The following is a 17,406-nucleotide window of genomic DNA, read 5'->3' as shown; positions in this document are numbered from 1 at the left end:
GAGTTATTATGAAACGTGAGTTTGCAGTCATAGGTTTAGGTCGATTTGGGGGAAGTATATGTCGTGAGTTAAGTGCAGAAGGTATGGATGTGCTAGCAATCGACATTCATGAAGATAAAGTGAAAGAATTTAAAAATATAGCAGCGCATGCTGTCATAGCTGATACAACTGACGAAAATGTCTTAAAAGAAATTGGAATTCGTAATATTGATCACGTAATCGTTGCAATTGGGGACGATATTCAAGCAAGTATATTAACTACGTTGATGTTAAAAGAACTAGGTATTAATAAAATTACCGTGAAAGCCCAAAATGACTATCATGAAAAAGTATTAAATAAAATCGGGGCAGATCATGTTGTTCATCCAGAACGTGATATGGGTAGAAGAATTGCTCATAGTATTATTTCAACGAATATTTTGGATCATCTAGAGTTGTCAGATGATCACAGTATTGTTGAAGTGAAGGCAGGAGATAAAATGGACGGCATGACATTAATTGAGTTAGATATTAGAGCTCAATTTGGATGTAACGTTGTCGCCATAAAAGAAGCAGATGAAAAAGGTATCAATGTATCACCAATGGCCACACAACAAATTGAAAAGGACGATATTCTAATTGTAATCGGTGCAGACAAAGACATCTCCCGTTTTGAAAAACAGCTGGTAGTAGAAGACTAATGTTACAAGCTTGACCCAAAGCCAATTATTACACCCTTGCTGTGTTAATCAAATCATAGACAATAGTAGACAAAAACTGCAAAGTAAACTGTTGTAAATTTATTAGCCAAAGTAGTAATTTTGAAATGTTTAATTTCCTAGATATCCGCTCCGGCTGCCCACTTCCCTTTCCGTGGGGTTTTCTCTTCAGCTAACTTTTCCAAGCACAAATCGCTTGAAAAAGTGGATCTTCTTTACAAAGTTAGCTGAAGACGCGCCCCCTGGAAAGCGAAGTGAGCAAGCCGGAGCGGTTGTTACACAGATTCCTTCATTCAAAATTACCACTTCAGTTACTTCGCAGTTTAGATATTATGCTTAGTTTTCTTTATTTTTGTTAATAACAAAAGCCCGATGATTTTACATCGGGCTTTTTGCTTATACTTCCATAATAATCGGTAAGATCATTGGACGACGTTTTGTTTTATCAAATAGGAATGGAGCAATTGTATCCGTTATTTCATTTTTAATTTCGGACCATTGTGTGGTTCTGCGTTCCATAACTTTATTCAAGTGTTTGGAAACAAGTTTTTGGGCTTCATTAATTAGATCTTCGGATTCTCTCATATATACGAACCCGCGAGAAATAATATCTGGACCTGAAGCAATTTGGAATTCTTTCATATTGATGCTTACTACTACGATGACTAGACCTTCTTCAGAAAGAATTCGGCGGTCACGTAATACAATATTTCCTATGTCGCCAATTCCACTTCCATCAACATATACAGATCCTGAAGGGATTTTTCCAGCGATGGTAGCATTATCTTTACCTAAAGCTAGTACTTCTCCATTATCCATTATAAAGCTGTCTTTAGGTGAAATGCCGCAATCATCTGCTAATTTTGTATGTTCTTTTAGCATGCGATATTCACCGTGAATTGGCATAAAGAACTTGGGTTGAATTAATCGTAACATTAATTTCTGTTCTTGTTGACCACCATGTCCTGAAGTATGAATATCGTTCAATGGTCCATGAATGACCTCAGCTCCTGCACGGTATAATTGGTTAATAATACGACTAACACTTAATGTATTCCCAGGGATTGGTGAAGAAGAGAATACAACTGTGTCACCAGGTATTATTTGAATTTGTCGGTGTGTTCCGTTAGCTATTCTTGATAATGCTGCCATAGGCTCACCTTGAGAACCAGTACATAGGATCGTTACTTCGTTTGCTGGAAGTTGATTAATTTGATGTGCATCGATAAATGTATTTTTCGGTGCACGAATATAACCGAGCTCTTGTCCAATTTTAATCGCACCTTCCATGCTTCTACCAAATACGGCAACTTTACGGTTATGTTTAACGGCTGCTTCAACGACTTGTTGTAAGCGGTGAATATTGGAAGCAAATGTGGCAAAAATTAGTCTGCCATCTATTCTGGAAAATATATCATTTATGCTGTCTCCAACTACACGTTCAGACAATGTAAATCCAGGCACTTCACTATTTGTACTATCGGATAGTAGACATAGAACCCCTTCTTTACCGATTTCAGCCATTTTAGAAAGATTAGCTGGTTCACCTACAGGTGTAAAATCAAATTTAAAATCACCAGTATGGACTACGTTACCTGGAGGTGTTTTAACAACAATACCATATGAATCTGGAATACTATGGGTCGTTCGGAAAAACGATACAGATGTTTTTCTAAACTTAAATACATCTTCTTCTTGATAAGTGTGAAGCTTAGCTGTTCTTAATAATCCGTGCTCATCCAATTTGTTTCTAATTAGTCCCATTGCTAACTTACCTGCATAGATCGGCACATTGATCTCTCGTAGCAGGTAAGGAATACCACCAATATGGTCTTCATGACCGTGGGTAATAAATAAACCTTTAATTTTGTCTTGATTTTGCACAAGGTAGGTGTAATCAGGTATTACATAATCAATTCCCAATAATTCATCTTCTGGAAACTTTATACCTGCATCAATTAAGATGATTTCGTCTTGAAATTGAACAGCGTAAGTGTTTTTACCAATTTCGCCTAAACCACCTAGTGCAAAAACTGCAGTTTGATCATTTTTTACAAATTTCATAATTAGCCATTCTCCACTTTAAAAGAAGGAGATTGTTGTTCATATTCTAAATGTGCCTCATTTAATAATTGGATGAATTCTATGTTTAAGTTTTTTTCATTTAATATATCGCGTACATCTTTTTCTGAAGTAGCTTCGACATATAAGCTTTGCGTATGTTCCCGTACAGGTACTTCTAATGCATTTTCTTGATAAAGTACTTTATATATCACGGTATCTCTCCTTTAGTTGTTATTTGTTTTTAGATTCTATGGTTTGTTTGGTGTTGCCTGTTACATTTCCAGAACGATTAATTGTTGTTGGTATACGTTTTCTCCGTAAAGCTTCCCGCATGCGTCGTTTTAATTTCTCTCTTAAACGTTTTAACATGATATCTGCCAACTCCTTCCTATCCAGATATAGAAAAGAAAAGCAAAGCAAATTCAACGAACCGATCCAATCCCTATTACTATATAGTATAGTACGATTTTTCGAAATTTGAAACAAAAAAGGCTGAAATAACTGAATTATTTTTCATAACCAGCCAATAAGTGCTGATTTAAATAGTATTTTCACTGCGATCTTTTGTTTAGTTTTAACAATGATAAACATGCTTATTCACTCTATTCGTGATATAATTGCTATTGTTTTATGCATAATACAAATAGATAGAGGAGAATTGATTTGGGACAAAAAGTAGTATTTCTTGATATTGATGGGACAATCTATAATCATGAAAAAAAAATACCAATTGCTACAAAGAAAGCAGTGAAAAAGTTACAGGATAATGGTGTAATTGTTTCAATTGCCACAGGTAGAGCACCATTTATGTTTCAAGATTTATTAACAGAACTAAATATTTCTACTTATATAAGTTTTAATGGCCAGTTTGTTGTGCACGAAGGGGAGGTAATTCATCAAAACCCGATTGCATTAAATCAATTGGAAGAAATTACAAAATTTAGTATAAAAAATAAGCACCCATTAGTTTATCAAAGTATTCACGATATGAAATCATCTGTAAGTGATCATCCTTATATAACTAAAGGAATGGAGAGTCTAAAAAGAGAACATCCTCTGGTAGATACTGAATACTATAAACAGCAAACCATATTTCAGGTTTTATTGTTTAACACGGAAGATGAACAAGCAACCTATGAGGATAAATTTGAACACTTGAAATTTGTGAGATGGCATCAATTTTCATGTGATGTTATGCCTTTTATAGGATCTAAAGCACATGGGATCGAACAATTTATTCAAGCGATGGAAATCGACTGGAAGGATACGTATGCTTTTGGAGATGGCTTAAATGACATAGAAATGATCGAAAAAGTAAATACGGGAGTAGCAATGGGAAACAGTGTAGATGCAGTAAAAGCAGTAGCCGACTATGTTACTGATGATGTAGATAATGATGGATTAAGTAAAGCTATCAAACATTTGTCATTAATCAACTAAAAAAATCGTTAAGAGACTGGAAAGTTAAAATTTACAATTACAAAAATCCAAACGATTTCAAGTATTTGAATCGTTTGGATTGCATACGTTTTAGGAGCATATTGAGCTATATACTGATGAGTATTTATTAATAAGAGTGATAACTTTGAAACGAGTGAATAGTACTCCTTCCGGAGCACGGCATACAAGCTCTCTCAAAAGTTCCTATACCGACTTTAGCTAATCTTCTAAATAAGTTATAGCCCTAACTTTCTTATTGATCACAGGCCTTTGCGTTTTCTGGAATAGTAAAAGGGTCTTGTTTGTTAATATGGTCATAGAACATGACACCATTTAAATGATCCAATTCATGTTGAAAAACAATGGCAGCATATCCTCTCAGCTTTAATTTAACTTCATTTCCATCTAAATCTGTAGCTTTGATGGTGATTTTCTGGTATCTGGGAACATAGCCTGGAACTTCCCGATCTACAGACAAGCAACCCTCACCACTTGATAAATACGTTTGTGCAATGGAATGACTGACTATTTTGGGATTTATTAAGCCATAACTATACTCGTTCTCGTCAAAATCTTGAAAATGAACAGCCATCATTCGCTTTGAAATACCAAGTTGTGGTGCTGCTAGTCCCACTCCGGCTCTCAAATCGTATTTCTGAGCAATTTCTTCGTCTTGGCTATTTTTTAAAAATAGAAGCATTTCTTCTAATGTCTTTTTATCGTTCTCATTTAACGGTAATTCCACATCTTTGGCTACTTGGGTTAGAACAGGATGCCCTTCTCTCACGATATCCTTCATAGTAATCATTGATATCCACCTCTTCATAAATAGTAGTAATATCTATCTTAACGAAAAATAAAATAAAAATATAGAATTCTAATAAGCAATTTTTACTTTTCAACTAAAAGATAGTCATTTTTATGTTATAATAAATTCGCTTATTAATAAAGAAGTTGTTTTAGGAGGATTTTAAGAATGAGAAAATTATTGTTCATTGCTTTTTTACTAACCCTTTTTCTAGTTGGGTGTAGTGGAGAAACAGTAGCTAATGACATGTATAATCATCTTGAAGAAACGGTAGAAATTGAGAAGACGTTTGTAGAGCAACAAGAACCATTCATGGAGTTAGAGCAAGAAGAACAGGATTTATATAATCAAATTATCGAATTGTCAGCTGATGAGATGGATAAAATTACGTCACTATCTGAAAAGGCAATTACAACCATCGACGAGCGAAAAGAATTGCTGCAAACAGAATTGGAAAGCATGGAAGCAGCAGAGCAAGAGTTTTCTCAAGTGAACGACTATGTGGAAGATTTAGAAGAAGATCCAAAAAGTATTGCGAGCGATATGATCCAAACGATGGAAGAACGTTATAATACATACGGTCAGCTTAATGAAGCTTATCATGCATCTTTAGATCAAGATAAAGTATTATATGAATTATTTATGGATGAAGAGTTAACAGAAGAGGATTTACGTTCACAAATAGAAACTGTCAATAATTCATATGATAAAGTAACGGAAATAAACAATAAGTTTAACGAATTAACTGATCAATACAATCAATTAAAAGAAGATTTTTATCAATCAGTAGAATTAAATGTGGTATATGAGTAAAACTAAGCTTTCGAATCATTCGAAAGCTTTTTTATTTTGAAATTTTTTATTTTAAAAAAATAGTACAGATATGAAAACAAAATGAAACAGATGATATAAAAGCGCTTTAATTTGTAATGAACCATCCGTACGAAAGCTGCTAGTTAAAATATAAATAAATGTGCAAAGTGTTTGACCAACTTAGTTCAATAAGCTAAACTATAAATGAGAAAAAATTGTACCAGTTTAAATAGTCCATTTATATGTAACAGTTTGAATTGTGCATATGCTGATTAATTTTTATCCTAACTGGGTATAGCAATAATAATGACTTTGGTACAGATTTTTTAATCTTTTGGGAAAGCTAATTTTGATAAATTTAAATTAGGGATTGAGAAAGGAAGAGGTGAATTCTTTTGAAACGTAGTTTAGAAAATATTGAAGAACAGTTTGAAACGTTTCAAATTCTGAATGAAGAAGGTAAAATTGTTAATGAAGATGCAATGCCTGAACTTTCAGATGAAGATTTAAAAGAAATAATGTATCGTATGGTGTACACGAGAATTCTTGATCAACGTTCAATTGCTCTTAATCGTCAAGGACGTTTAGGATTTTATGCACCAACCGCAGGACAGGAAGCTTCACAATTAGGTACACAGTTTGCTCTTGAAAAAGAAGACTTTATTTTACCAGGTTATCGTGATGTACCACAGTTAATTTGGCATGGTCTACCATTATACCAAGCGTTTTTGTTTTCTCGTGGTCATTATCACGGAAATCAAATGCCTGAAGGTGTAAATGCATTTAGCCCACAAATAATTATAGGTGCACAATATACACAAGCAGCTGGTGTTGCTTTAGGAATGAAAAAGCGTGACAAAAAAGCTGTAGCGATCACGTATACAGGTGATGGTGGTACGTCTCAAGGTGATTTCTATGAAGGTATTAACTTTGCAGGTGCATACCAAGCGCCAGCTATTTTTGTTGTACAAAACAACCAGTTTGCTATCTCTGTTCCAGTTGAACAACAAACAGCTGCTAAAACATTAGCGCAAAAAGCTGTGGCAGCTGGTATAGAAGGGATTCAGGTTGACGGTATGGATATTTTAGCTGTTTATGCTGCTACTAAAGATGCCAGAGAACGTGCCGTTAACGGTGAAGGTCCGACTTTAATTGAAACTCTAACATATCGTTATGGTCCGCACACGATGGCAGGTGATGATCCAACTCGTTATCGTACAGAAGATATGGACAGTGAATGGGAGAAAAAAGACCCCATCGTACGTTTCCGTAAATTCTTGGAAGAAAAAGGATTATGGACAGAAGAAGAAGAAAATGAAGTAATTGAAAAAGCAAAAGAAGAAATAAAAGCAGCTATTAAGAAAACAGATGAGCAGCCAAAACAAAAGGTTAGTGACTTAATTAGCAATATGTATGAAGAACTTCCAGCTCACTTGCAGGAACAAATGGAAGAATACAAAGCAAAGGAGTCGAAGTAAATCATGGCTCAAATGACAATGATCCAAGCAATAACTGATGCTTTAAGAGTTGAATTGAAAAATGATGAAAATGTTCTAGTATATGGAGAAGACGTTGGACAAAATGGTGGTGTCTTCCGCGCTACCGAAGGATTACAAGATGAATTTGGTGAAGATCGTGTCTTTGATACACCATTAGCAGAATCTGGTATCGCTGGTATATCTATAGGACTTGCAACACAAGGGTTCCGTCCTGTACCTGAAATCCAATTCTTTGGTTTCGTCTATGAAGCAATGGACGCGATTAATGGTCAAATGGCTCGTCTACGTTATCGTTCTGGTAACACTGTTAGTATGCCAGTAACTATTCGCTCACCATTTGGTGGAGGTGTACATACACCGGAACTTCACGCTGATTCTCTAGAAGGACTAATTACACAACAGCCAGGTATGAAAGTGGTAATTCCATCTGGTCCTTATGATGCTAAAGGATTACTTATTCAATCTATCCGTGACAATGATCCGGTTGTATTTTTAGAACACATGAAACTTTATCGTTCTTTCCGTGAAGAAGTACCTGAAGATGATTACACGATTGATTTAGGTAAAGCAAATGTGGTTCGTGAAGGTAATGATGTAACATTGGTAGCGTATGGGGCAATGGTCCACTCTGCACTAAAAGCGGCTGAAGACCTTGAAAAAGACGGTATCGATGCGGAAGTAATAGATTTACGCACAGTTATGCCAGTAGATTTTGATACAATTATCGAATCTGTGGAAAAAACCAATCGTATGGTTATGGTACAAGAAGCACAACGTCAAGCAGGAATTGCTTCATATGTGGTATCTAACGTACAAGAAAGAGCAATACTACACTTAGAAGCTCCTATTTTAACAGTAGCCGCTCCTGATACAGTATATGCATTTACTCAAGCAGAAGAAGTATGGTTACCAAACTATAACGATATTATTGAAAAAGTAAATAAAGTTATTAATTTCTAAGTAACAAAATCGAGACGGGAGGTCATTTGAATGGCTTTTGAATTTAAATTGCCTGACATTGGTGAAGGTATCCATGAAGGTGAAATTGTAAAATGGTTTGTAAAAGCTGGCGAAGAAATTAAAGAAGACGATGTCCTTTGTGAAGTTCAAAATGACAAAGCTGTGGTTGAAATTCCTTCACCAGTAGAAGGTACAGTTAAAGAAGTTCATTTTGATGAAGGTTCTGTAGCGACAGTTGGTGAAGTCATTATCACGATCGATGCAGAAGGTTATGAAGATGAAGGTTCTTCTGATGATAATCAAGAGTCTGAAACAAAAGAAGAACCGAAGGAAGAGAAAAAAGAAGAAGCTTCTGAAGAAAAAGCGGATAAACAAGAAAGCCAAGAGCCTGCAGCAAAAGATCCAAACAACCGCGTAATTGCGATGCCTTCTGTTCGTAAATATGCACGTGATAACGATGTAAATATTACGGAAGTACAAGGTTCAGGTAAAAATAATCGTGTATTAAAAGAAGACATAGAAGCTTACTTGGGCGGTGATCAAAAAGCAGAATCAACAGCGTCTGCTGATCAGTCTAGTGAAGGAAAAGAAAAGACTTCTGCGAGTACTGTTCCTGAAGGTGAATTCCCAGAAACTCGCGAAAAAATGAGTGGAATTCGTAAAGCAATTGCGAATGCGATGGTTAATTCAAAACACAAAGCACCACATGTTACATTGCATGATGAAGTAGATGTAACAGAATTAGTATCACACCGTAAGAAATTTAAACCAATTGCAGCTGAACAAGAAATTAAGCTTACTTACTTACCATATGTTGTAAAAGCGTTGGTTTCAGCATTAAGTAAATATCCGATCTTAAATGCTTCTGTAGATGATGATACAGATGAAATTATTCAAAAGCATTATTATAATATCGGTATTGCAGCAGACACGGAAAAAGGATTGCTCGTACCTGTTGTAAAAAATGCTGATGCTAAATCTATCTTTAATATTTCAAGTGAAATTAATGAATTGGCTGGGAAAGCAAGAGAAGGTAGACTTGCTCCTAATGAAATGAAAGGTGCATCTTGTACCATTACAAATATTGGATCTGCAGGTGGACAATGGTTTACGCCAGTCATTAACTATCCAGAAGCAGCGATTTTAGGCATAGGACGTATTGCAGAGAAACCAGTAGTGCGTGATGGGGAAATTGTTGTAGCACCAGTATTAGCATTATCATTAAGTTTTGATCACAGAATTGTGGATGGTGCCACTGCACAGTACGCATTAAATCAAATCAAACGTTTATTAGAAGACCCACAATTAATTATGATGGAGGGGTAAACAAATGGTAGTAGGAGATTTTCCGATCGAATTAGATACTCTAATAGTAGGTTCTGGGCCAGGGGGCTATGTTGCAGCAATCCGTGCAGCGCAGACTGGTCAAAAAGTTACAGTAGTAGAAAAAGGTGACGTTGGTGGTGTATGCCTTAACGTAGGTTGTATCCCGTCTAAGGCCTTAATCCAAGCAGGTCACCGTGTAGAACATGCACATGGGGATGAAGCATTAGGAATTAAATCTGAAAATGTTTCGGTAGACTTTTCTAAAGTTCAAGAATGGAAAGGCTCCGTGGTTAAAAAATTAACTGGCGGTGTAGAAGGATTATTAAAAGGTAATAAAGTGGACCTTGTATCCGGTGAAGTATATTTTGTGGACAAAAATACAGCAAAAGTGATGGATGATAAAAATTCTCAAACATACACTTTCAAAAACTGTATTATTGCAACAGGTTCAACTCCTATTGAATTACCATCTTTTAAATACTCTGAGCGTGTGCTGGATTCAACAGGTGCTCTTAACTTAAAAGAAATTCCTAAGAAACTGGTAGTAATTGGTGGAGGATATGTAGGTACAGAATTAGGTACAGCCTATGCCAATTTTGGTACGGAAGTTATCATTCTTGAAGGATTGAAGGATATTCTTGGTGGTTTCGAAAAACAAATGAGTGCCTTAGTGAAGAAGAAATTAAAAAATAAAGGTGCGACAATTGTTACCGAAGCTATGGCTAAGGGTGTAGAAGAAACAAAAGATGGTGTAAAAGTAACATATGAAGCAAAAGGTAAAGAAGAAACCATTGATGCGGATTATGTATTGGTTACGGTTGGTCGTAAACCAAATACAGAAGAAATTGGCTTAGAGCAAGTAGGAATTGAAATGGATGACAAAGGTCTTATTAAGATTGATGAGCAATGTCGCACAAGTGTAGATAATATTTTTGCAATTGGTGATATTGTAGCTGGACCACCATTAGCGCACAAAGCATCTTACGAAGGTAAAATTGCCGCAGAAGTTATTGCAGGTGAGAATTCTGTTATTGATTACAATGCAATTCCAGCTGTCGTATTCTCTGATCCGGAACTTGCATCTGTAGGTTTTACAGAAGAAGATGCAAAAGAAGCAGGATATGATGCAGTAGCATCTAAATTCCCATTTGCAGCAAATGGTCGTGCTTTATCATTGAACGATAGTGATGGTTTTATTAAGCTTGTTACTCGTAAAGAGGACGGTTTATTAATTGGTGGTCAAATCGCTGGTCCTAACGCTAGTGATATGATTGCAGAAGTTGGGCTAGCTATTGAAGCTGGTATGACAGCTGAAGACTTAGCACTCACAATTCACGCTCACCCAACGTTAGGTGAAATTACAATGGAAGCAGCAGAAGTTGCAATGGGTACACCAATCCACATTGTAAAATAATGTTAAAAAGAGTCTGCGCGTGCAGACTCTTTTTTTTACAAAAAATTATAACACTTTTTAGGAGGAAATTAGTTTTGTTTAGAAAAAGTATAGTATTGTGTCTATTAGTTTGCTCACTACTTTTAGTAGTTGCATGTAGTAATCATGAAAACGAAAAAAAACCAGATGAAGGTCAAGCAATAGAACAAGATTCAAATAACAAGGAAACGAATCCGACTGAAGAAACAGTATCTGAGGAAGAAACTGAAATAGAAGATGAAACAGAGCAAACCTCTGTTCATGAAGAAATTAAAGAACCACTGTATGAATTAGATGAAGGGTCGAATTTAATTCCATTAGAAGAGGGTACCAATGAAAAGGTTGTGTTACTAACCATTGATGACGTACCTGATGATTATGCCTTAGATATGGCAAAAACTTTAAAAAAATTAGATGCATCAGCTATTTTTTTTGCAAATGGACATTTCTTAGAAAGTGAAGAAAATAAAGAAATGTTACGTGAAATCCATGATATGGGTTTTCCAATTGGGAACCATACATATAATCATTTTAATTTAACCGATCTATCCAAAGAGAAGCAAAAGGAAGAAATAATTAATCTAAATAATCTCATTGAACAAATCATAGGGGAAAAACCAAAATTTTTCAGAGCCCCATTTGGTGAAAACACTGATTATGCTAAGCAACTAGTAGAAGACGAGGGAATGTTATTAATGAACTGGACATATGGCTATGATTATTTTGAACCTTATATGGAGGCTGAAAAATTAACCGAGGCAATGATTTCCGGAGAAGGTCCTGAAGTAGACGTTACATATTCCTTGCTAAAACCAGGAGCTAATCTATTAATGCATGACCGAGAGTGGACAGCCGCTGCATTAGAAGATATTGTTAAAGGTCTACGTGAGAAGGGCTATGAAATGGCTGATCCAATGACATTAAAATTGCCAGAGTAAATAAAGGTAGGAACAAAAGCATGTCACACTTTACTTCCGGATATACGGAATGCTATTGGTTTTATAAAAATATGGTGTAATAACCACTAATTAATGAGTTATCAGACCGAGTATACACGCTTCTGATGAGAAGAATAGCTAGATGCTATACTTCTATAAAACAACATGTTAAAATATCATCGAATCTAAATAAGAGGTGTAATGCGATGAATTATAACTATCCAATTGATGAAACATGGTCTACTCAGGAAATTATAGATGTGGTTAATTATTATTCTTTGATTGAAAAAGCTTATGAAAAAGGTGTTCAGAAGCAAGATTTAATAGCCACTTACAATCGTTACAAAGAGATAGTACCATCTAAAAGTGAAGAGAAACAATTAGATAAACAGTTTGAAAAACAGTCTGGTTATGTCCCTTTTCGGGTTATTAAGAAAGCAAAAGAGCTTGACAATAAAGAGATGATAAAGATGTAAGTATCAACAAATAGACAAAAAGGTGTCTCTATTTAGCATTATGAGACACTTTGATACTATTTAAAGATTCAATGAAGAGCGATAGATTGGCGCGAGTTGCTGAAATGTTTGTTTGATTGTTGCTACTAATTGCTCTCCATCTTTAACAATCGGATCATCTGCCGCAATTCTCCTTCCAATTAACAGTTCACCTTTTTTTACTTTCATAAATCTCTCTAATGATTCTTGTAAATCCGTTTCAGATACTAGTGATGCTTCATTTTTCATATGATCCAGCGAGATGTGATAATCGTTAGGAATTGTTTTTTGTATATCTTCTAATTCATTTAAAAATTTCTTTGCTATTTCACTTTTGTGTGGCAATTCGTATATATATGCTAACCAAATAAATAAATTATCATTCCATAATCCTACTTGAAAATGCGGGTGTTTTTTATATCCACGTTTGTTATGGCAATAGGCAGACCAAGTATCTTTTGGTGGATTTACTGTTCGTCGAGCATGCTTGGCTATATGTAAATACATATGGTGACCGGTGATTTCATTCAAATCATCGGCAACTTCCTCGTAAATACTCTGAAATTTTGGTTGAATTCTTTCTTGAATAGCTTCCATTCTTTGATCGAGCCCCTCAATATGGAAAGTGGCAAAATCTTTCTTATTAAAACCATTAAATGTCATAATTTTCACCTTTCTATCTGTTTGTTATCATTATAATTTTATAATAATTATTATTTAAATGCAAAAGAAATACCTGATATTTTTCAATTACTCCTTTCTTTGCTAAAATAGAAAGTACTCTAAGGAGAATGGAGGAAGGTAGATGAACATACCAATCCGACAACAAATATACAATGATGCAGAAAAATGGATTTATCAAGCGGGTGAATTAATTCGTGAACAAATCCATGATAATTATCAAATCGATACAAAGTCAAACGTAAATGATTTAGTAACAGAAGTAGATCGATCTACGGAAAAGTTTTTTGCCGAGAAAATACGAGAAAAATATCCTTCCCATTTTATTGTGGGTGAAGAAGGATATGGAGATAAAGTTGACTCCCTGGATGGAACGATATGGATTATCGATCCGATTGATGGAACAATGAACTTTGTGCATCAAAAACGTAATTTTGCTATCTCAATAGGTATATATCATAATGGAGTTGGTGAAATTGGTTTTATCTATAATGTCATGGATGACGTCCTTTATACAGGAATTAGAGGAGAAGGAGCTTATCGAAATTCAATAAAGTTACCTCCATTGTCTGACCAAGTAAATATAGAAACAAGTATTGTCGCTTTAAATAGCTCTTTAGCATGTGAAAATAGCCGCATTAATGAAAAAAAAGTTCAGCAATTGATAAAGGATTGTCGTGGGTCTAGATCTTATGGTTCGGCAGCTTTAGAATTTGCATACGTAGCAGAAGGAATTGTTGATGCTTATCTGACTATGCGCTTAGCACCATGGGATTTTGCTGCAGGACTTATTTTAGTGAATGAAGTAGGCGGAGTCACTATCCAGGCAAACGGACAACCAGTTAACATCTTAGAAAAGAACACCATATTAACTACAAATAAACAAATACAAGAGAAATTATTAGACAATTATATTGATTTGAAGTAAAACAATATAAATCTAAATGAATGAAAAAAACTAGCAGTCAAAGGATTGCTAGTTTTCACTTGGATTCCTTTTTCTTTAGCGAGATTCCAAAACCCATTAATGCAAATCCGATTAAAAAGGCTACAAGTATAAACCAAATATTGCGAAGAGCAATACCGACGCCTGCTGCAGAAAATGCTAAAATCACACAAATTGCTAATAAAAACTTCGAGAATTGAAACTTCATTGTGTCACCTCATCTACATAGAACTATTTTTAAGCATATCATAAAGTAATTTAATTTTATAGAAATTGTATTTATATGTGGATTAAAGTATAATAGATTTGTTTGAATGTAGAATTTTGGAGGTTTCACATGCAAAGAGAAACAGTTATTCAAGTACCCGACAATCTTTGGCCAGTGGCCGATTTTTTCATGAAGGATTTAGGCGGAGAGGTAAACGTTGCAGATGATGGAGAGATGGCAATTTTAATTAGAGGGTTTGTATTACTCTATCTGACCGTTGCTTTATTTGCAATTTTAGCTTATAAATTTGGGTTTGCAAAAAAATTATCTCCTATAAAATCTTTAATTATTTATATCTTATTATTTATTGGTGTATTCATTTTAACACTTATTTTTGGATTGAATCTCCCACTTGCAGAAAGTTTATTTATTATAGCAGTTGTAATGGGGATTTATCGATTACGTCTTTCTCAAGAACGAAAACAAAATAAATCAAACGAAAAGGCTGAGCAATAAGATTGCTCAGCCTTTCCTATGAGTTTATCTCGGTTTTATCGTTTTAACGAAAAGTTTCAAGTGACAACAATGAAACAAAGTTGACTATTTTATAAGCTTTCTTCCCTTATATCATTAGGATAAATATTGATCTTGTACTTCTTTTTTTCTATATAGTTTAAAATTACCCGTTTTATGTCTTGCTATTGTATTTTTCTTTATACGTTCGTCACATTCAGGGCACATATAAGTGTGAATAAGACGATTACGTAACTTTTTAGCTTGTGGGCAATCATTATCGATTTTTTTAATAGAATCACATATTACACATTTCACTCTCATGTTATCACCTCTAGTTATTCGTCTGTCTTTTTTGTAATTGTAACATAAAACGGCACAAAACCATAAAGTGATTTTCCTTTTATGCTAGCGCACTTTTGGAAGTTTACACCTTTATAAAATTCGAAAACAGGTTTTATTTTAGGAACTCAGGGTAAAACTATAGTAGATTGAACTACAGAAAGGATGGTTTAGGTATGCGTAAAAGGAATATGATAAGTATGGTTGGTGGTGCTGCAGGTGTAGCTACTTTATCCTATATATTAATGGATAAAAACCGAAGAGATATGCTTAAGAATAAATGGAGTGAAGTAAGAAACTCATTCCTTAATGAGGACACAGAGTTGCCTATTGAAGAAGCAGGGGACCCTGGAAGAGATAATTTAGAAAACGCTGATATGGTTGCTGAAGGTTCTCAATTTGGCGTTGATTATTATAATAAAGTGAAAGAATCCTAACCAAAAGAAGCCGAAAAATAACGGCTTCTTTTATTAAAATTTATTATTGTAGGTTACGAAAACATAAAATATTAGCGAAGAAGTAGTTCGACGATCAGGAAAGTTCGAATGTCCAAATTATAAGAAAAACTCAGCACTAACTAATGCCGAGTTTTTCTATAAGTTTTTAATTTACCGATCTTTCTGGTGATTTGATTGCTCTTGATTTATTTTTTCCAATTCTTGTTCTTCTTCTTCATCCATCTTTTGTTTATTTTGATCTATATTTTCTGATTGATTTTTGTTTAAAGGTAGCTCAGGCATCCATCTACTGGTTATATTAGCAAGTTCTTCAGTTATTGCCTCAATAGGATGACCTTCTTGTATTTTATTTCCCATTCCTTGTATTCTTTTATGCAAATCTGCATCAGCTACAATGATTGCTTTTCTGCCGAATGGATCATGTTCTAATGCTTCTAACACGGAGTATTTTATTGATCCAACATGCGTCCTATCTAAATCTTCATTCACATCAATACTGACAATTACTCCTCTGTTCGTAATAAGAGCAGAAGCATCATTTACATCTGGAACTTTACTTGCAAGGTTAGCTAAATATTGAGCCTTTTCTTGATTATCCAAATCATCTGTGACAGATGGATCGGAGTTTTTGACTTGAACTGCACCAAAATCATCTGTGCTAGTGGATAGATCATTGTCTTGTACGTCCTGCTGACAACCTAACAACAAAAACAGGATGATACACACTATTAGATATCTCATAAAAAATCCCTCCTTCTTCTTCGTATATTTTCTGTAATAAATAATAAAATATACTAACGAGAAGAAGAAAGGACGAATGAATTATTTAAATTATTTCGATCACTTTAATACCTTTTATTGGATTGTTTTGATTTGAACCATCGCCGAAATACAAATATGCTGGACCTTGATCATTTATTTGTTTGCCATCGATAGAAAATAGCATATAACTGTTAATTAGTTGCTCTTTTGAGACTCTTTCACTATTTTCTTTCATAATCAAGTTAGCTTCGGTAGCATTGTCGTTCAATTCAGCATTTTCAATAAATTCTTTGATAGGCATTACATACGAATTCTCGAGTAATTCTTTTTTGTTATATTTTTTGATGCTGTTGTTGACAGGTGGTTTATTAAGCTTACTGTTAGAATCAATTTTTTCTTCGTTTGAGGGAGGAGTATCATTAAATGCCTCTTCCAACTTGACTTTTCTGTCATCAAAGATCCACACACTTGGGTCTAATGTTATAGGATATTTAACATTTCCTTTAATTTGAATTATCAATATCTTTCACCTCTTCATTTATACGTTACTATTAAGGATAGCAGACTCATGAAAAAAATGCATTTCAAGTAGTTATAACTCTGAATATCGATTGTGAACATTTTTATTATCTTGCAATTTAGAAATTTTCACGATAAAATTAAGAATAGAAGTTTTATAGACGGAGGGGATTTTTTGATACCTGAAGTGGCTTTAAGTAAAGAGAAGCAAGCCTATGCCCTTCTAAAGGCAGATGCGGATAAGATTTTGCAATTAATCAAAGTTCAAATAGATAATTTAACCATGCCTCAGTGCCCTTTATACGAAGAAGTATTAGATACTCAGATGTTTGGATTATCTAGAGAAATAGATTTTGCTGTCCGATTAGATCTCATTCAAGAAGAGGATGGTAAAGAGTTACTGGATAATTTGGAAAGACAACTAAATGTACTTCACGAAGCATCACAAAACGTGTGATTTTAAAAGTTCGAAAACTTTGCCATTATTGGCAAAGTTTTTATGTTT

Annotated in this window: 22 protein-coding genes; 13 read left to right on the top strand and 9 right to left on the bottom strand. The window is 34.5% G+C overall.

All coding sequences use genetic code 11. The annotated features are described in order from the left end of the window. Nucleotides 1-8: 8 nt before the first annotated feature. Nucleotides 9-680, top strand: coding sequence for a potassium channel family protein (locus BUC25_RS05690; RefSeq protein ID WP_073200620.1), 672 nt, complete (start codon nucleotides 9-11; stop codon nucleotides 678-680). Between the two features lie 414 nt (nucleotides 681-1,094). On the opposite strand, the gene rnjA is transcribed toward BUC25_RS05690, so the two are convergent. From rnjA to BUC25_RS19290, 3 genes are read right to left on the bottom strand one after another with little or no spacing between them, the layout of a single operon-like run. After that, on the bottom strand, nucleotides 1,095-2,762 hold the full coding sequence (gene rnjA / locus BUC25_RS05685) for a ribonuclease J1 (RefSeq protein WP_073200618.1): 1,668 nt from the start codon (nucleotides 2,760-2,762) through the stop codon (nucleotides 1,095-1,097). Nucleotides 2,763-2,764: 2 nt separating this feature from the next. Then, complete coding sequence (locus BUC25_RS05680; RefSeq protein ID WP_073200616.1) at nucleotides 2,765-2,974, bottom strand: DNA-dependent RNA polymerase subunit epsilon; 210 nt, start codon at nucleotides 2,972-2,974, stop codon at nucleotides 2,765-2,767. Nucleotides 2,975-2,993: 19 nt separating this feature from the next. Continuing rightward, the gene (locus BUC25_RS19290; RefSeq protein ID WP_170862651.1) at nucleotides 2,994-3,131 is read right to left on the bottom strand and encodes a hypothetical protein; all 138 of its coding nucleotides are present in this window, start codon (nucleotides 3,129-3,131) and stop codon (nucleotides 2,994-2,996) included. Nucleotides 3,132-3,425: 294 nt separating this feature from the next. Here BUC25_RS19290 and BUC25_RS05675 point away from each other — a divergent pair, with 294 nt between their 5' ends. Further along, nucleotides 3,426-4,202 carry a Cof-type HAD-IIB family hydrolase gene (locus BUC25_RS05675; protein WP_073200614.1) on the top strand — a complete coding sequence of 259 codons (777 nt, stop codon included), beginning with the start codon at nucleotides 3,426-3,428 and terminating at the stop codon, nucleotides 4,200-4,202. A gap of 253 nt (nucleotides 4,203-4,455) precedes the next feature. On the opposite strand, the gene def is transcribed toward BUC25_RS05675, so the two are convergent. Further along, nucleotides 4,456-5,010, bottom strand: coding sequence for a peptide deformylase (gene def, locus BUC25_RS05670; RefSeq protein ID WP_073200612.1), 555 nt, complete (start codon nucleotides 5,008-5,010; stop codon nucleotides 4,456-4,458). A 168-nt stretch (nucleotides 5,011-5,178) separates the two neighbouring features. Between def and BUC25_RS05665 the strand changes: the two genes are divergently transcribed. From BUC25_RS05665 to BUC25_RS05635, 7 genes are all read left to right on the top strand, one after another. Beyond that, nucleotides 5,179-5,823, top strand: coding sequence for a YkyA family protein (locus BUC25_RS05665; protein WP_073200610.1), 645 nt, complete (start codon nucleotides 5,179-5,181; stop codon nucleotides 5,821-5,823). Nucleotides 5,824-6,218: 395 nt separating this feature from the next. Then, on the top strand, nucleotides 6,219-7,301 hold the full coding sequence (pdhA, locus tag BUC25_RS05660) for a pyruvate dehydrogenase (acetyl-transferring) E1 component subunit alpha (RefSeq protein WP_073200609.1): 1,083 nt from the start codon (nucleotides 6,219-6,221) through the stop codon (nucleotides 7,299-7,301). Between the two features lie 3 nt (nucleotides 7,302-7,304). Continuing rightward, on the top strand, nucleotides 7,305-8,282 hold the full coding sequence (locus tag BUC25_RS05655) for an alpha-ketoacid dehydrogenase subunit beta (RefSeq protein WP_073200606.1): 978 nt from the start codon (nucleotides 7,305-7,307) through the stop codon (nucleotides 8,280-8,282). A gap of 30 nt (nucleotides 8,283-8,312) precedes the next feature. After that, nucleotides 8,313-9,608: a dihydrolipoamide acetyltransferase family protein gene (locus BUC25_RS05650; RefSeq protein ID WP_073200604.1), complete on the top strand. Its 1,296-nt coding sequence runs from the start codon at nucleotides 8,313-8,315 to the stop codon at nucleotides 9,606-9,608. Between the two features lie 4 nt (nucleotides 9,609-9,612). Then, a complete protein-coding gene (gene lpdA / locus BUC25_RS05645; protein ID WP_073200602.1) occupies nucleotides 9,613-11,022 on the top strand; it encodes a dihydrolipoyl dehydrogenase in 1,410 nt (469 codons plus the stop codon). Between the two features lie 74 nt (nucleotides 11,023-11,096). Next, nucleotides 11,097-11,978: a polysaccharide deacetylase family protein gene (locus BUC25_RS05640; RefSeq protein WP_073200600.1), complete on the top strand. Its 882-nt coding sequence runs from the start codon at nucleotides 11,097-11,099 to the stop codon at nucleotides 11,976-11,978. Nucleotides 11,979-12,184: 206 nt separating this feature from the next. Beyond that, complete coding sequence (locus BUC25_RS05635) at nucleotides 12,185-12,454, top strand: UPF0223 family protein (RefSeq protein ID WP_073200598.1); 270 nt, start codon at nucleotides 12,185-12,187, stop codon at nucleotides 12,452-12,454. A gap of 60 nt (nucleotides 12,455-12,514) precedes the next feature. Here BUC25_RS05635 and BUC25_RS05630 read toward each other — a convergent pair whose 3' ends face one another. Further along, nucleotides 12,515-13,135: a YktB family protein gene (locus BUC25_RS05630; RefSeq protein ID WP_073200596.1), complete on the bottom strand. Its 621-nt coding sequence runs from the start codon at nucleotides 13,133-13,135 to the stop codon at nucleotides 12,515-12,517. A 142-nt stretch (nucleotides 13,136-13,277) separates the two neighbouring features. Here BUC25_RS05630 and BUC25_RS05625 point away from each other — a divergent pair, with 142 nt between their 5' ends. Beyond that, nucleotides 13,278-14,081 (top strand): inositol monophosphatase family protein, encoded by an 804-nt coding sequence (locus BUC25_RS05625; protein ID WP_073200594.1) that lies wholly within the window; start codon nucleotides 13,278-13,280, stop codon nucleotides 14,079-14,081. Between the two features lie 55 nt (nucleotides 14,082-14,136). Here the strand turns inward: BUC25_RS05625 and BUC25_RS19285 are convergent, their stop codons facing one another. Beyond that, nucleotides 14,137-14,307 carry a DUF5325 family protein gene (locus BUC25_RS19285; RefSeq protein ID WP_170862650.1) on the bottom strand — a complete coding sequence of 57 codons (171 nt, stop codon included), beginning with the start codon at nucleotides 14,305-14,307 and terminating at the stop codon, nucleotides 14,137-14,139. Nucleotides 14,308-14,436: 129 nt separating this feature from the next. On the opposite strand from BUC25_RS19285, the gene BUC25_RS05620 reads away from it, so the two are divergent. Then, nucleotides 14,437-14,823 carry a YlaH-like family protein gene (locus BUC25_RS05620; RefSeq protein WP_073200592.1) on the top strand — a complete coding sequence of 129 codons (387 nt, stop codon included), beginning with the start codon at nucleotides 14,437-14,439 and terminating at the stop codon, nucleotides 14,821-14,823. A 114-nt stretch (nucleotides 14,824-14,937) separates the two neighbouring features. On the opposite strand, the gene BUC25_RS05615 is transcribed toward BUC25_RS05620, so the two are convergent. Beyond that, nucleotides 14,938-15,144 carry a YlaI family protein gene (locus BUC25_RS05615; protein ID WP_073200590.1) on the bottom strand — a complete coding sequence of 69 codons (207 nt, stop codon included), beginning with the start codon at nucleotides 15,142-15,144 and terminating at the stop codon, nucleotides 14,938-14,940. A 194-nt stretch (nucleotides 15,145-15,338) separates the two neighbouring features. Here BUC25_RS05615 and BUC25_RS05610 point away from each other — a divergent pair, with 194 nt between their 5' ends. After that, nucleotides 15,339-15,599, top strand: a complete 261-nt coding sequence (locus BUC25_RS05610; RefSeq protein ID WP_073200588.1) for a hypothetical protein — start codon at nucleotides 15,339-15,341, stop codon at nucleotides 15,597-15,599. 171 nt (nucleotides 15,600-15,770) lie between these two features. Here the strand turns inward: BUC25_RS05610 and BUC25_RS05605 are convergent, their stop codons facing one another. Both BUC25_RS05605 and BUC25_RS05600 read right to left on the bottom strand, forming a co-directional pair. Further along, nucleotides 15,771-16,361, bottom strand: coding sequence for a YhcN/YlaJ family sporulation lipoprotein (locus tag BUC25_RS05605; protein ID WP_073200586.1), 591 nt, complete (start codon nucleotides 16,359-16,361; stop codon nucleotides 15,771-15,773). Between the two features lie 85 nt (nucleotides 16,362-16,446). Further along, the gene (locus tag BUC25_RS05600) at nucleotides 16,447-16,902 is read right to left on the bottom strand and encodes a hypothetical protein (RefSeq protein WP_073200584.1); all 456 of its coding nucleotides are present in this window, start codon (nucleotides 16,900-16,902) and stop codon (nucleotides 16,447-16,449) included. A gap of 174 nt (nucleotides 16,903-17,076) precedes the next feature. Here BUC25_RS05600 and BUC25_RS05595 point away from each other — a divergent pair, with 174 nt between their 5' ends. After that, nucleotides 17,077-17,358: an Fpa/YlaN family protein gene (locus BUC25_RS05595; RefSeq protein WP_073200582.1), complete on the top strand. Its 282-nt coding sequence runs from the start codon at nucleotides 17,077-17,079 to the stop codon at nucleotides 17,356-17,358. The last annotated feature ends 48 nt before the right edge of the window (nucleotides 17,359-17,406 follow it).

Source organism: Gracilibacillus kekensis, assembly GCF_900143085.1.
Taxonomy (GTDB): Bacteria; Bacillota; Bacilli; order Bacillales; family Amphibacillaceae; genus Gracilibacillus; species Gracilibacillus kekensis.
The sequence above is the reverse complement of the archived record's forward strand: the minus strand, read 5'-3'. Positions and strand labels throughout refer to the sequence as shown.